General features: G+C 67.2%; 15 protein-coding genes. 2 read left to right on the plus strand and 13 right to left on the minus strand.

Annotated features, from left to right (window positions below; all coding sequences use genetic code 11):
- Window positions 1-3 precede the first annotated feature (3 nt).
- Together accB and aroQ are read right to left on the minus strand one after the other, a co-directional pair.
- A complete protein-coding gene (gene accB / locus IEY36_RS03755) occupies window positions 4-465 on the minus strand; it encodes an acetyl-CoA carboxylase biotin carboxyl carrier protein (protein ID WP_229681098.1) in 462 nt (153 codons plus the stop codon).
- The gene (aroQ, locus tag IEY36_RS03760) at window positions 462-914 is read right to left on the minus strand and encodes a type II 3-dehydroquinate dehydratase (RefSeq protein WP_188965602.1); all 453 of its coding nucleotides are present in this window, start codon (window positions 912-914) and stop codon (window positions 462-464) included. Before aroQ ends, accB begins: the two co-directional genes overlap by 4 nt.
- 132 nt (window positions 915-1,046) lie before the next feature.
- Here aroQ and thiS point away from each other — a divergent pair, with 132 nt between their 5' ends.
- Both thiS and IEY36_RS03770 read left to right on the plus strand, forming a co-directional pair.
- A complete protein-coding gene (thiS, locus tag IEY36_RS03765) occupies window positions 1,047-1,259 on the plus strand; it encodes a sulfur carrier protein ThiS (protein WP_188965603.1) in 213 nt (70 codons plus the stop codon).
- A 5-nt stretch (window positions 1,260-1,264) separates the two neighbouring features.
- Window positions 1,265-2,062 (plus strand): thiazole synthase, encoded by a 798-nt coding sequence (locus tag IEY36_RS03770; protein WP_188965604.1) that lies wholly within the window; start codon window positions 1,265-1,267, stop codon window positions 2,060-2,062.
- Window positions 2,063-2,148: 86 nt separating this feature from the next.
- Here IEY36_RS03770 and IEY36_RS03775 read toward each other — a convergent pair whose 3' ends face one another.
- The 11 genes from IEY36_RS03775 to atpH all read right to left on the minus strand — a co-directional run bounded on the left by IEY36_RS03775 (window position 2,149) and on the right by atpH (window position 12,916).
- On the minus strand, window positions 2,149-3,015 hold the full coding sequence (locus IEY36_RS03775; RefSeq protein WP_188965605.1) for a sigma-70 family RNA polymerase sigma factor: 867 nt from the start codon (window positions 3,013-3,015) through the stop codon (window positions 2,149-2,151).
- Complete coding sequence (locus tag IEY36_RS03780) at window positions 3,015-3,464, minus strand: carboxymuconolactone decarboxylase family protein (RefSeq protein ID WP_188965606.1); 450 nt, start codon at window positions 3,462-3,464, stop codon at window positions 3,015-3,017. The genes IEY36_RS03775 and IEY36_RS03780 overlap by 1 nt, the downstream gene beginning before the upstream one ends.
- 198 nt (window positions 3,465-3,662) lie before the next feature.
- A complete protein-coding gene (gene aat, locus IEY36_RS03785) occupies window positions 3,663-4,334 on the minus strand; it encodes a leucyl/phenylalanyl-tRNA--protein transferase (protein WP_188965607.1) in 672 nt (223 codons plus the stop codon).
- Between the two features lie 31 nt (window positions 4,335-4,365).
- On the minus strand, window positions 4,366-4,836 hold the full coding sequence (locus IEY36_RS03790) for an Lrp/AsnC family transcriptional regulator (RefSeq protein WP_188965608.1): 471 nt from the start codon (window positions 4,834-4,836) through the stop codon (window positions 4,366-4,368).
- A gap of 223 nt (window positions 4,837-5,059) precedes the next feature.
- Entirely contained in the window at window positions 5,060-6,190 is a 1,131-nt protein-coding gene (locus tag IEY36_RS03795) for a type III PLP-dependent enzyme (protein WP_188965609.1), read from the minus strand.
- Between the two features lie 586 nt (window positions 6,191-6,776).
- On the minus strand, window positions 6,777-7,637 hold the full coding sequence (locus tag IEY36_RS03800; RefSeq protein ID WP_188965610.1) for a ferritin-like domain-containing protein: 861 nt from the start codon (window positions 7,635-7,637) through the stop codon (window positions 6,777-6,779).
- 227 nt (window positions 7,638-7,864) lie between these two features.
- Window positions 7,865-8,275 (minus strand): ATP synthase F1 subunit epsilon, encoded by a 411-nt coding sequence (gene atpC / locus IEY36_RS03805; RefSeq protein ID WP_188965611.1) that lies wholly within the window; start codon window positions 8,273-8,275, stop codon window positions 7,865-7,867.
- A gap of 209 nt (window positions 8,276-8,484) precedes the next feature.
- Window positions 8,485-9,912 (minus strand): F0F1 ATP synthase subunit beta, encoded by a 1,428-nt coding sequence (gene atpD, locus IEY36_RS03810; RefSeq protein ID WP_188965612.1) that lies wholly within the window; start codon window positions 9,910-9,912, stop codon window positions 8,485-8,487.
- Between the two features lie 16 nt (window positions 9,913-9,928).
- Window positions 9,929-10,816 (minus strand): F0F1 ATP synthase subunit gamma, encoded by an 888-nt coding sequence (locus tag IEY36_RS03815; RefSeq protein WP_188965613.1) that lies wholly within the window; start codon window positions 10,814-10,816, stop codon window positions 9,929-9,931.
- Window positions 10,817-10,841: 25 nt separating this feature from the next.
- A complete protein-coding gene (gene atpA, locus IEY36_RS03820; RefSeq protein ID WP_188965614.1) occupies window positions 10,842-12,374 on the minus strand; it encodes a F0F1 ATP synthase subunit alpha in 1,533 nt (510 codons plus the stop codon).
- A gap of 2 nt (window positions 12,375-12,376) precedes the next feature.
- Window positions 12,377-12,916, minus strand: a complete 540-nt coding sequence (gene atpH / locus IEY36_RS03825) for an ATP synthase F1 subunit delta (protein ID WP_188965615.1) — start codon at window positions 12,914-12,916, stop codon at window positions 12,377-12,379.
- Window positions 12,917-13,083 lie beyond the last annotated feature (167 nt).

The raw sequence follows: 13,083 nt of genomic DNA on the forward strand, positions 1-13,083 counted from the left end.
GGCTCATTCGATGATGATCAGGGGCTCGCCGTATTCGACCGGCGTGCCGCTCTCGATCAGGATGCGCGTCACGGTGCCCGCGCGCGGTGCCTTGATCTGGTTGAAGGTCTTCATCGCCTCGATCAGCAGCAGGGTCTGGCCCTGGGTGACCTTGGCACCGACCGTGACGAACTGCGCCGCGCCAGGTTCCGGCGCCAGGTAGGCGACGCCCACCATCGGGCTCACCACCGCACCCGGATGGTCGGCGTCCAGCATCTCGGCCACCGGCGCGACCACCGCAGCGGCGGCCGGCGCGGCCACCGCCACCTGCGTCGCCACCGGCGCGGCGACCACCGCCTGGCGCACCACGCGCAGGCGTGACTCGCCGTCCATCAGCTCGATCTCGGTCAGATCCGTATCGCGCAGGATCTGCGCCAGCTCGCGAATCGCGGCCGCGTCAAATTCGATGAAGTTCTTGCCCATCATTCCTCGTCCTGCTCGACCAGATCCGCCATGGCGCGCATCGCGAGCGCATAGCCCGCCACGCCCAGCCCGCAAATCACCCCGGTCGCCGCCTTGGATACATAGCTGTGATGCCGGAATTCCTCCCGGCGATGAATATTCGTGATGTGGACCTCGATCACCGGCACCTCGGTGGTCAGCAGCGCGTCCATGACCGCAATGGAGGTAGTGGTATAGCCCGCCGGGTTGATGATGATCCCCGCGGCGCGGCCCCGGCATTCCTGCACCCAGGTCACCAGCTCGCCTTCCGAATTGGTCTGGCGGAAATCGATCGCCAGGCCGAATTCCTCCGCCGTCTCGGCGCACAGCGCCTCGACGTCATCCAGCGTGGCGGTGCCGTACTTCTCCGGCTCTCGCACGCCGAGCATGTTCAGGTTCGGGCCGTTCAGGACGACGATCAGTGGGGGTGTCACGGGCGATTCCCGCCAAAAATGGGGCTGGCTGGGCTAGCACGGGCACTTCACGCGGGGCAAGCGGTCGGGCACCCCTGCCATGCAACCCCCCTTCTTGCCGCCGCCCCCGCCCTTCGCCACATTCCCCCCAGCATGTCCGAGACAATAGCCATCACGGTGAATGGGGAGAGGCGCGAGGTCGCCGCCGGCGAAAGCCTGGCCGCCCTGCTGCGCGCCATCGGCCTCGACACCCGCAAGGTCGCGGTCGAGCGCAACGAGGAAATCGTGCCCCGCTCGACCTATCCCGAGGTGACGCTCGCCGCCGGCGACCAACTCGAAATCGTGCATTTCATCGGCGGAGGCTGAAGGCCATGGACGGAACCCCCGCAATGACCGGCGACGATACCTGGGAAGTAGCCGGGCGCCGCTTCCGCTCGCGCCTGATCGTCGGCACCGGGCGCTACAAGTCGCTCGAGGAAACCGGCGCGGCCATCGCCGCCTCCGGCGCCGAGATCGTCACCGTCGCGGTGCGGCGTGTAAACCTGTCCGACCCGGGCGCGCCGATGCTGCAGGATTTCGTCTCGCCCAAGGACTACACTTATCTGCCCAACACCGCCGGCTGCCACACCGCCAGCGAAGCCGTGCGCACCCTGCGCCTGGCCCGCGAGGCCGGCGGCTGGAACCTCGTGAAACTCGAGGTCCTCGGCCCGCCACCGTATCTCTACCCCGACATGGCCGGCACCTTCGAAGCCGCCGAAGCCCTGATCAAGGACGGCTTCGAGGTCATGGTCTATTGCGCCGACGACCCCGTCGCGGCCAAGCGACTGGAAGACATGGGCTGCGTCGCCATCATGCCGCTCGGCGCGCCGATCGGCTCAGGGCTCGGGCTGACCAACCCCTTCATGATCCGATCCATCAAGCAGAACGCGAAGGTGCCGGTGCTGGTGGATGCCGGGATCGGCACGGCATCGGACGCCGCCAAGGCGATGGAACTCGGCTGCGACGCGGTACTGCTGAATTCCGCCATCGCCCACGCGAAGGACCCGGTACGCATGGCCATCGCCATGAAGGCCGCCGTCGAGGCCGGGCGCGGGGCGTTTCTCGCGGGGCGGATGCCGTGGAACTACAATGCGGATGCGTCGAGCCCGATGACGGGGCTTATTCGCTGAAGCAAAGGTCGGGGGAGAGAACTCCCCCGAACCCCCTCCTTTTTTTGGCTGTTGGGCGGGCGGCGCCGCGCGACGGGCGCTCGCCATCACCAGTGTAGGGATCGCAGTTTTTCCGGATTGCGGACGACATAGACGGCCCGAATCAGACCCGCCTCGATCTCCAGGGCCGTCGTCTGCACGGAGCCATCCTCGAAGCGGGTCACATAGCCCGGCAAGCCATTGATCCACGCCGGCGAATGATCCCGGCCCATCCGCGCCTTGCGCGCCAGCCCGGCAAAGAACCGCGCCACCCGATCCCGGCCGACCACCGGGTTGATCGCCGCCGTCACGACCCCCCCACCATCCGTGCGCAGCACCGCATCCTCGGCCAGCAGCCGTCCGAAGGCGGCCGCGTCGCCCGTATCCATGGCCGCGCGGAAGGCCCCGGCGATGCGCTGCCCCTCCTCCGGCGTCACCGGGAATCGCGGCCGGGCCTCCTGAACATGCGTCCGCGCCCGGGCCGCCAATTGCCGCACCGCCGCCGGGCTGCGCCCCAAGGTCGCCGCCACATCCTCGAAGTCCGAGCCGAATACGTCATGCAGCAGGAAGGCAGCCCGTTCCAAAGGCGACAACCTCTCCAGGGCCAGCATCAGCGCGACCGACACCTCCTCGGCCGCCGCACGCCCGGCCAGCGGGTCGGTCTCGACCACCGGCTCAGGCAGCCAGGGGCCGATATAGGTCTCGCGCCGGCGCCGCGCCGATTTCAACTCATCGAGGCACAGCCGCGCGACAATCCGCAGCAGATACCCTTCGGCATCCTCGACGGCGCCACGATCCACCCCTTCCCAACGCAGCCAGGCGGACTGGACGACATCCTCGGCATCGGCGACCGAGCCGAGGAAACGGTACGCCAGCGCCCGCAGCCGGGGACGCAGGGCGACAAAGGCCTCCGCCCCGGCCGCGGCGCCCGACATCAGGTCGCCGCCCGCGCCGGCTCGGCCCGGAAGCCAACGGCGAAGCGGTTCCAGCCATTGATCGTCACGATCGCCAGAGTCAGGGCCACCTGTTCCTCCGGGCTGAATTCGGCAGCCATCGCCGCATAGGCCGAATCGGGCGCGCCGGTGGCCGCCAACAGCGTCAGCGATTCAGTCCAGCTCAACGCGGCACGCTCACGCGGCGTATAGCAGGTCGCCTCCTCCCAGGCAGCGAGCATGGTCAGACGTTCCTCCGTCTCGCCGGCGGCACGCGCCTCGCGCGTGTGCATGTCGAGGCAGAAGGCGCAGCGGTTGATCTGGGAAGCGCGGGTCTTCACTAGTTCCAGCAGGGGCGGCTCCAGCCCCTGGCTGCGGCTGGCCTTCTCCAGTGCCATCATCGCCTGGATCACCTTGGGCGCGGCGGCGGCGTGGTTCAGTCGGGTAGTCATGCGGTGCTCTCCTGCATCCGGGGTTCGGAAGCAGGACGAGGCAGCCAAGGCCGTTGTGACATGGCGCCGCAACTGGACCATGTTCAGCTCACTCTGAACCGGCACCGGCCCGCATCCTCACTCGGCCGCCCATCCAGGATGCCATCGTCGGGTCGCCGGGAGGGGATGCGCGCCGGTGCCGTCTGATCAGAATTTGCCTTATTCCTCGGCGGCGGCACGCAGGCCGCGGATCTCCTCGGCAATGCGCTCGGTCGGCAGGTCGGCCACCCAACGCGCCGGCACCTCCAGCGCTGCCGCCAGACGGGCCTTGTACTCGGCCTTCGGGATCTCGACGGCGCCGAAGCGCGCCAAATGCGTCGTCAGGAACTGCGTGTCGCACAGCACGTAGCCACACAGCCGCAACCGGGCGACCAGATGCACCAGTGCCACTTTCGAGGCATCGGTGACGCGGGAGAACATACTTTCCCCGAAGAACGCCCCGCCCAGGGCGACGCCGTACAGCCCGCCAACCAGTTCACCATCCGACCAGGTCTCGATCGAATGGGCATAGCCGCGCCGATGCAGTTCGATGAACAGGCCTTCGATCTCGCCATTGATCCAGGTGTCGGTGCGCCCGGGCGCCGGTTCCGCGCAGCCGCGGATGGCGCCGGCGAAATCGCGGTCGGCAGTGACGGTGAAGCGGTCGGACAGGGCGGTGCGGCGCAGCCGGCGCGGCAGATGGAAACCGGCATCGATCGGCAATACCCCACGCAGCGCGGGGTCGAGCCAATACATCCGGTCCGACCCACGGCTCTCGGCCATCGGGAAGACCCCCACGGCATAGGCGCGAATCACCAGATCGGGCGTGACCTCAAGCGGCCGGCGGCTCATCGCCGAAGCCTGCACCAGCCCTCTGGCGCCGTCACTCTTCGTCGTCGTCGGGCGGCGCCACCGGCAGGATCGCCGTCTCCTTGGCGGTGAGCAGGGCGAGGACGGTCTCGGTCCGTTCCACTCCGGCGCAGCGGCGGATCTCCTGGCTGACCAGGGCTTCGAGCTCACGCAAGCCGGCGGCGCGCAACTTCAGCATGTAGGACCAGGGGCCGGTGACCGCGTGGCATTCCAACACCTGCTCCAGCGGCAGAATCGCGTCGCGGAAGGCCTGGTCTCGGGCATCCGTGCGCAGGGCGACGAAGACCCAGGCGAGCAACGAGCAGCCGACGGCGGTAGGGTCGAGATCGGCGCGCCAGCCGCGAATGGTGCCACGTTCCTCCAGCCGCTTGACCCGCTCGGCCGTCGCGGAGACCGACAACCCCGCGATCTTGGCGAGTTCCGCCAGCCCCGCGGCGCCATCATGCTGCAACGCGACCAAGATGTTCCGGTCTATACTGTCCATCGCCGTATGCTATCCGGCGACGCGTCCAAATGGAACGCAGTATCGAGCGTGAAGCCCGGCGACGCCCCCGCGATTTCGCAGAAATCGAACAAAGGTGCAGGAAACTGAGTTTCCTGCCGAAGTGCTCGAGGGGCGGAGCCCCTCGCCCTTCACCAACCGCGTGAACTGAGTTTCCTGCCAGGGAGCTCGAGGAGCGGCGCCCCTCGATCTTCCGCGGTTGCTCCTAGATGTAGTGCTCCGTCAACGGCTTGAACCCATTGAACGCTTGCGACGCATAGGTAGTGACATAAGCGCCGGTCGACAGCAGCTCCACCCGGTCCCCGCAATCGAGGGCGAGCGGCAGGCGGTAGTTCGACTTCTCGTACAGCGTGTCGGTGCTGTCGCAGGTCGGCCCGGCGATCGTCACCGGCCCGTCCGCGCCGTCGTCATGGGGCGTGCGGAAGGCGTACTTGATCGCCTCGCCCTCGGTCTCGGCGAGGCCGCCGAAGCGGCCGATGTCGAGATAGACCCAACGCACCGGGTCGTCCTTCGACTTGCGCGAGACGAGCACAACTTCGCTGGAAACCACGCCGGCATCGCCCACCATGAATCGGCCCGGCTCGATCACCATCTCGGGCAGGTCATTGCCGAAATGCTGGGTCATCGCACCCATGATGGCCATGCCGAAATCGTCGATCGCCGGCACCTCGGCGCGGTAGCGCACCGGATACCCGCCGCCGAGATTGACCATGCGCAGCTTGACGCCCGCCTCCTTGAGGTCGGTGAACAGCATGGCGACGCGGGCGATGGCGCCTTCATAGGCGGCGGTGCTGGTCTGCTGGCTGCCGACATGGAAGGAGATTCCGTAGGGATCGAGGCCGAGGTCGCGCGCCTGCATCATCAGCTCGCGCGCCATCTCCAGCTCGCAACCGAATTTGCGCGACAGCGGCCATTCAGCGCCCTCGTTCTTCACCAGGATGCGGCAATAGACGCGCGCGCCGGGCGCGTTCTTCGCGATCTTCAGCAGTTCGGGCTCGCTATCGAAGGCAAACATGGTGACGCCGGCCTCATGTGCCGCGCGGATGGCGGAGACCTTCTTCACCGTGTTGCCGAAGGAGATGTCGCGCGCTTCCGCCCCTGCGGCGAGGCAGGCCTCGATCTCTTCCCACGACGCAGCGTCGAAGGAGGAGCCGAGCCCGGTCAACCGCGCCAGGATCGGCAAAGCCGGATTGGCCTTCACCGCGTAGTAGACGCGCGCCAGCGGCAGCGCGTCCTTCAGGCGGCGATAATTCTGCTCGATCCGGTCGACATCGACGACCAGGCACGGCGTCGCAGGCGCGGATTCGCGCAGGTACTGGGCGATCTTTGGGGTCACCGCCACACACTCCAGCTCCGGTGGGCCGCCTGCTGAGGCGACGGCCCAAGGTTGACGAAACGGTCGAACGAACCAGCGACCAAATTGAGCCGCCCGGCAGATGCCGGACGGGGTTGCCAGAACGCTTGACGTCGTTGCGTAAACCCTTTGGCCGGGTAGGCCGGGGGCCAGAGGCACGTGCGTACTGCGTCTAGGCGGGCGCTATAGGCCCAGCCGGACCCGCCGAAAAGTGAAAAATGAGGCCATCCCGAATTTTTTTCTCAATCCCGGCACAAAGCCCGGAAAGGGGCCAGGGGAGTGATGCGGGGCCGGGAGTTTCGCCCCGTAACAAAGCCGAATCGCAGGAAGCTTGCCGGTCGGTCGGGCCCGGCGCTTTGCCCCACAGCGCGCTCGGCCTTCGGCATCCCGGTGTGATGCTGGGTCGAGGGACAACGCCGGCCCCTCGGGGCCATCAGACGCGCAAGGGTACAGTGGGGGACGACCGCGGCGACGCGGCGCCTCGCCACGGCACAGGCGCCGAACTCACGCATCGATCGGTCGTGAAGCGGTGGTGCGGAGGAGTAAACGCCCCTCCCTCGTCGCGCGGTCAGGCCGCCGCGGCCGCGGCCCCGGCATTCTCGTTCACGGCCCGCTGCAGCGCCTGCTGGTAGCGGTCGCGCCGCCAGCACAGCAGGCGCCAAGCCCCCTTCGCGGCGATGTCGGCCATGCGCCCACGCGGCTGCAACCCGACCGACTTGAAGATCATGCCCATGCTGCGTTCAATGTGGCGAAACCGATAGAAGCCCATCGCCCGGCCCATATAGCCGGCGATGCAGCGGTCATGGTCATAGGCCATGCCCTCCGGCTCATTGCCGCAATGAAAGGCGAAGGCAAGCTCGTCGTCCTCGCTCTCGCCGATCCGCCCAAGGGCGACGCGCAGCCGCTTGGGGAAGGAAAGCTGCTCGCGCGCCAGGTAGCGCCTCATATGGTCGTAGAACAGCTTGAAGTGGCGGTATTCATCCGCCGCGATCAGTTTGCAGACCTGCTTGAGCGCCGGCTCCTCCGTCGAGTCGGCGAGCGCGGTATAGTAGGAGGAGGTCCCGGTCTCAACCATGCATCGCGCGATCAGCTCCCCCGTGCGGGACCCGCGAATCGAGGCATCGGCATCGAGCTGGATCTGATACCCGGCGCGATACCGCGCGAAGGCGGCCTGGAAGTTCCAGCCCGGATCGGCGATCTCGCCCCAACGGCCCAGCGCGTCGCCATGCTGGGTTTCCTCGACGCCCCAATGTTCCACCGCGGCCTTGAAGTCAGGATCGTCGACGAACACGCGGGTCAGGTAGGTCACGTAGTCGGCCGCGTTGCGCTCGACCATCGCCGCGGCCTTCACCAGCGGGACGACCTGCGGGTCGACCTTCGACGGGTCGAACTGGTCCCAGCCCACCTCGTCGATATGCCAGTGCTTCATGCAACCTCGCGCGCTGGTGGCCACGGGCGGGCCCGGATGCCCGGTTCAGCATTCTGGTCCAGGCCGTGGCAGTTTCAAGACAGCCTGTCATAGACGGTTCACGACGCCCGGCAATCTCTACCGCATGCGCCTCACGCCCACTTGCGAAAACTGTCGCGGGGGCATGATGGCGTGCGAACAGGGCAATCATGTGACGTGCCGACAGGTGCCGCCCCCGCCGGTGAGGGTCAGGCCGCCTCGGCGGCTTCCAGCATGGCCCGGGCAGAGAGCAACCGGTCCATCGCGGCATCGCGCTTCTCCGGCGTTCCGTCCTGCGCCGCGGCGAGCGCCGCTTCGCATTCGGCGATGCGCGCCTCGGCATCGGCGCGCGACAACTGCGCCACCGGCGTCGCATCATCGGCCAGGATGGTGACGCGGGTCGGCGTGACCTCGGCGAAGCCGCCGGCGACGAACAGCCGTTCGGTGGTCTGCCCGCCTTCCTGCACGCTGATCACGCCGCCGCGCAGCGCGACGATCATCGGCGCATGGCCGGGCAGCACGCCCATCTCGCCCTCGGCGGCCGGCAACGAGGCCATCTCCACCGGACGCGAGAGCAGCAGCTTCTCGGGGGAGACGAATTCCAGCTGGAAAGTGGCCATCACGAACGCTCCCGAACCTGCATCAAAACACCGGCGCCAGGCGCCACATCCAACAACGCACCAACGGTGCGCCACCTTTGGACGTTCCGGCCGCACAGCGGCCGGCGCCACCCACAAAACTCAACCCCCAGGCGCGCCAGCGGTGCGGCGAAGCCAAGGCGGCCGGATGGCCGCCCCCCGGCGCCTGAGGGTCGAACGAAGCCCGCTGCTTATGCGGCGGCCTTCATGCCTTCGGCCTTCTTCGCCGCGTCCTCGATGGTGCCGACCATGTAGAAGGCAGCTTCCGGCAGGTGGTCGTAGTCACCCTTGCAGATCGCGGCGAAGGACCGGATCGTGTCCTCGAGCTTCACGAAGACGCCCGGGGTGCCGGTGAAGACTTCCGCGACATGGAAAGGCTGCGACAGGAAGCGCTGGATCTTGCGCGCGCGCGCCACGATCAGCTTGTCCTCTTCCGACAGCTCATCCATGCCGAGAATGGCAATGATGTCCTGCAACGACTTGTAGGTCTGCAGGATGCGCTGCACTTCGCGCGCCGTCGCATAATGCTCCTCGCCGACGATACGCGGATCCATCGCGCGCGAGGTGCTGTCCAGCGGGTCGACGGCCGGGAAGATGCCCAACTCGGCGATCGAGCGGTTCAGCGTGGTCGTCGCGTCAAGGTGCGCGAAGGAGGTCGCTGGCGCCGGGTCGGTCAAGTCGTCGGCCGGGACGTAGATCGCCTGCACCGAGGTGATCGAACCCTTCTTCGTCGAGGTGATGCGTTCCTGCAGCGCGCCCATGTCGGTGGCGAGCGTCGGCTGATAGCCCACCGCCGACGGGATGCGGCCCAGCAGCGCCGAGACTTCCGCGCCCGCTTGGGTGAAGCGGAAGATGTTGTCGATGAAGAACAGCACGTCCTGGCCCTGCTCGTCGCGGAAGTACTCCGCGATGGACAGGCCCGACAGCGCGACGCGGGCGCGGGCACCCGGCGGCTCGTTCATCTGGCCATAGACCAGCGCCACCTTGGACCCTTCGGTAGTGCCTTCGCCCAGCTTGATGACGCCGGCGTCGCACATCTCGTGGTAGAGGTCGTTGCCCTCGCGGGTCCGCTCACCCACCCCGGCGAAGACCGACACGCCGCCATGGCCCTTGGCGATGTTGTTGATCAGTTCCTGGATGGTCACGGTCTTGCCCACGCCGGCGCCGCCGAACAGGCCGATCTTGCCGCCCTTGATGTAGGGCGCGAGCAGATCGATCACCTTGATTCCGGTAACGAGGATCTCGGCGCTGGTCGACTGATCCTCGAAGGACGGCGCTTCGCGATGGATGGTGTAGTACTTCTCGGCGTTCACCGGGCCGCGCTCGTCGATCGGCTCGCCGATGACGTTCAGGATGCGCCCCAGCGTCGCCGGGCCGACCGGCACCGTGATGCCCTTGCCGGTGTCCACGACCTCGGTGCCGCGAACCAGGCCGTCGGTGGTGTCCATGGCGATGCAGCGCACGGTGCGCTCGCCCAGGTGCTGCGCCACCTCGAGGACCAGCGTGCGGTCCTCGACCTTGGTGTGCAGCGCGTTCAGCATATTCGGCAGGTCCTGCGGGAACTGCACGTCCACGACGGCGCCCAGCACCTGCGTGACCTTGCCAACGTTGTTCTTCATCGCGCGGTTTCCCTGCTCAAAGGGCTTCAGCACCGGAGATGATCTCGATCAGCTCCCGGGTGATGTTGGCCTGGCGTGTACGGTTGTAGTTCAGCGTGAGCTTGTTGATCATCTCACCGGCATTGCGCGTCGCATTGTCCATCGCCGTCATCTGGCTTCCGTAGAAGCCGGCGCTGGTCTCCAGGATCGCGCGATAGATCTGCACGGCAAGATTCTGCGGCAGCAGCGCGGCGAGGATCTGATCCTCCGCCGGCTCGTATTCATACAGCGCCTGCGGACCGGCCGCGGGCGCATCGTCGCCGGCTTCCGGCAACGCCGCCGGGATCATCTGCTGCGCCGTCGGCACCTGGCTGATGACATTGCGGAAACGGTTGTAGACCAGCGAGCAGACGTCGAAAGCGCCCTGGTCGAGCAACTCGGTGACCTTCGCCGCGACCTCGGTCGCATCCTCGAAGCCCACCACCTTCTTGCCGGCGAAGGACATCTCGCCGACGAAGCGGGAGGCGAACTCGCGCTTCAGATAGGTCGCGCCCTTGCGACCGACGGCGAGGATCTTCACCGTCTTGCCATGGCTCTCCAACTCCCGGATGCGGGCGCGCGCGAAACGGCCCACATTGGTGTTGAAGGCGCCGGCCAAGCCACGATCGCCGCTGATCACGACCAGCAGATGCACGGCATCGCCACCGGTGCCGACCAGCAGACGCGGCGCGTCCGGCTGCCCTGCCACAGCGGTGCCGAGCGAGGCGAGCATGCGCTCCATCCGCTCGGCATAGGGACGGGCGGCTTCGGCGCGCGACTGCGCGCGACGCAGCTTGGCCGCCGCCACCATCTTCATCGCCTGCGTGATCTTCCGCGTGGACTTCACGCTGTTGATCCGCATGCGGAGGGACTTAAGGCTCGCCATCTATGGCTCTCCGCGCCCTGTCCGCTCAGCCGAAGGACTTGGCGAAGGCGTCGAGGAAAGCCACCAGCTTCGCCTCGACATCCTTCTTGATCTCGCGATCGGTGCGGATCGAGTCCACGATGCCCGGCTCGCGCAGCTTGATGTCGGCCAGCATGCGACGCTCAAACTCGCCGACCTGGCCGACCGAGATGCGGTCGAGATAGCCGCGGGTACCGGCGAAGATCGAGATCACCTGCTCCTCAACCGGCACCGGCTTGTACTGCGGCTGCTTCAGCAGCTCGGTCAGACGCGCGCCGCGGGCCAGCAGCGCCTGCGTCGTGGCGTCGAGGTCCGAGGCGAACTGCGCGAAGGCCGCCATTTCGCGGTACTGCGCCAGCTCCAGCTTGATCTTGCCGGCAACCTGCTTCATCGCCTTGATCTGCGCGGCGGAACCGACGCGCGAGACCGAAAGGCCGACGTTCACGGCGGGTCGGATGCCCTTATAGAACAGCTCGGTCTCGAGGAAGATCTGCCCGTCGGTGATCGAGATGACGTTGGTCGGGATGTACGCCGAGACGTCGCCCGCCTGCGTCTCGATGACCGGCAGTGCGGTCAGCGAACCCAGGCCGAATTCCTCGTTCATCTTCGCCGCGCGCTCGAGCAGGCGCGAATGCAGGTAGAACACGTCGCCCGGATAGGCTTCGCGGCCCGGCGGACGGCGCAGCAGCAACGACATCTGGCGATAGGCGACCGCCTGCTTCGACAGATCGTCGTAGAAGATGACCGCGTGCATGCCGTTGTCGCGGAAGAACTCGCCCATCGCGCAGCCCGAATACGGCGCGAGGAACTGCATCGGCGCCGGGTCGGACGCCGTCGCGGCCACGATGATCGAATATTCCAGCGCGCCGTTTTCCTCGAGCGTCTTCACCAGCTGGGCGACGGTCGAGCGCTTCTGCCCGATCGCGACATAGATGGTGTAGAGCTTCTTGGACTCGTCGTCCTGCGCGTTGATCGGCTTCTGGTTGATGATCGTGTCGATGATCACCGCGGTCTTGCCGGTCTGGCGGTCACCGATGATCAGCTCGCGTTGGCCACGGCCGATCGGGATCAGGGCGTCGATCGCCTTGATGCCGGTCTGCATCGGCTCATGCACCGACTTGCGGGGAATGATGCCCGGCGCCTTCACCTCGACGCGGGTGCGCGTCACGTCGGTGAGCGGGCCCTTGCCGTCGATCGGGTTGCCAAGTGCATCGACGACGCGGCCGAGCAGGCCCTTGCCCACCGGCACGTCCACGATCGAGCCGGTGCGCGAGACGGTGTCGCCTTCGCGGATGCCCTGGTCGTTGCCGAAGATCACGACGCCGACATTGTCGGCCTCGAGGTTCAGCGCCATGCCGCGCAGACCGGCGGCGGGGAATTCCACCAGCTCGCCGGCCATCACGTTCTGCAGACCGTACACGCGGGCGACACCGTCACCCACGGTCAGCACGGTACCCACCTCGGCCACATTGGCGTCGGCGTCGAACCCGGCGATCTGCTGCTTCAGAATCTCCGAGATTTCGGCGGGACGAATGTCCATGGTCAGGCGGCCCCTTTCATAGCGTACTGCAGACGCTGCAGCTTCGACTTGATGCTGTTGTCGTAAAGGCGGGAGCCGATCCGGACGATCAGCCCACCGAGAATGGAAGCGTCGATGCTTTCGGACAGCCGCACGCCGGAATGCCCGGCCTCGGTCAGCCGCGCGACGATCGCGGCGCGCTGCGTGTCCGTCAGCGGATGCGCGGTGACGACCTCGGCCGTCTGCTGGCCACGGCGTTCCGCGAGCAGCGTGCCGAAGGCCTGCGCCACAGCCGGCAGCTGGGACAGCCGGCGATTGGTGATCATCACGCCGATCAGGTTGCGCACCTCGGCGCCGATGCCGGCACGGTCGAGCACGGCAAACACGCCAGCCCGCTGCTTGGCGGCATCGAAGCGCGGATCGGCGACGAAGTCGCGGAACTCGGCATTGTCGCGCCAGAGGCCGAACAGCGCCTCCAGGTCGGCGGCAATGCGGTCGAGCGCGCCCGGGTCAGCCTGGCGTTTGTCGTCGGCAAGGCCGAGCAACGCCAGCGCATAACGCATGGGGGCCCCTCCATACGCATTGGAGGAGGAGGAAGCGGTTTGGCTTGTCTCGGCGGTGGCCACGGGCGATCGCGGTCCTGTTTCTTGTTGGGCTGCGGCATACAACATGGCCACGCGAGGTTCCCCTCGGGCGGCGGCCGGCGCTTAACATAGGGTTTGCGGCACCG

The organism is Neoroseomonas lacus, assembly GCF_014644535.1.
Lineage (GTDB): Bacteria > Pseudomonadota > Alphaproteobacteria > Acetobacterales > Acetobacteraceae > Neoroseomonas > Neoroseomonas lacus.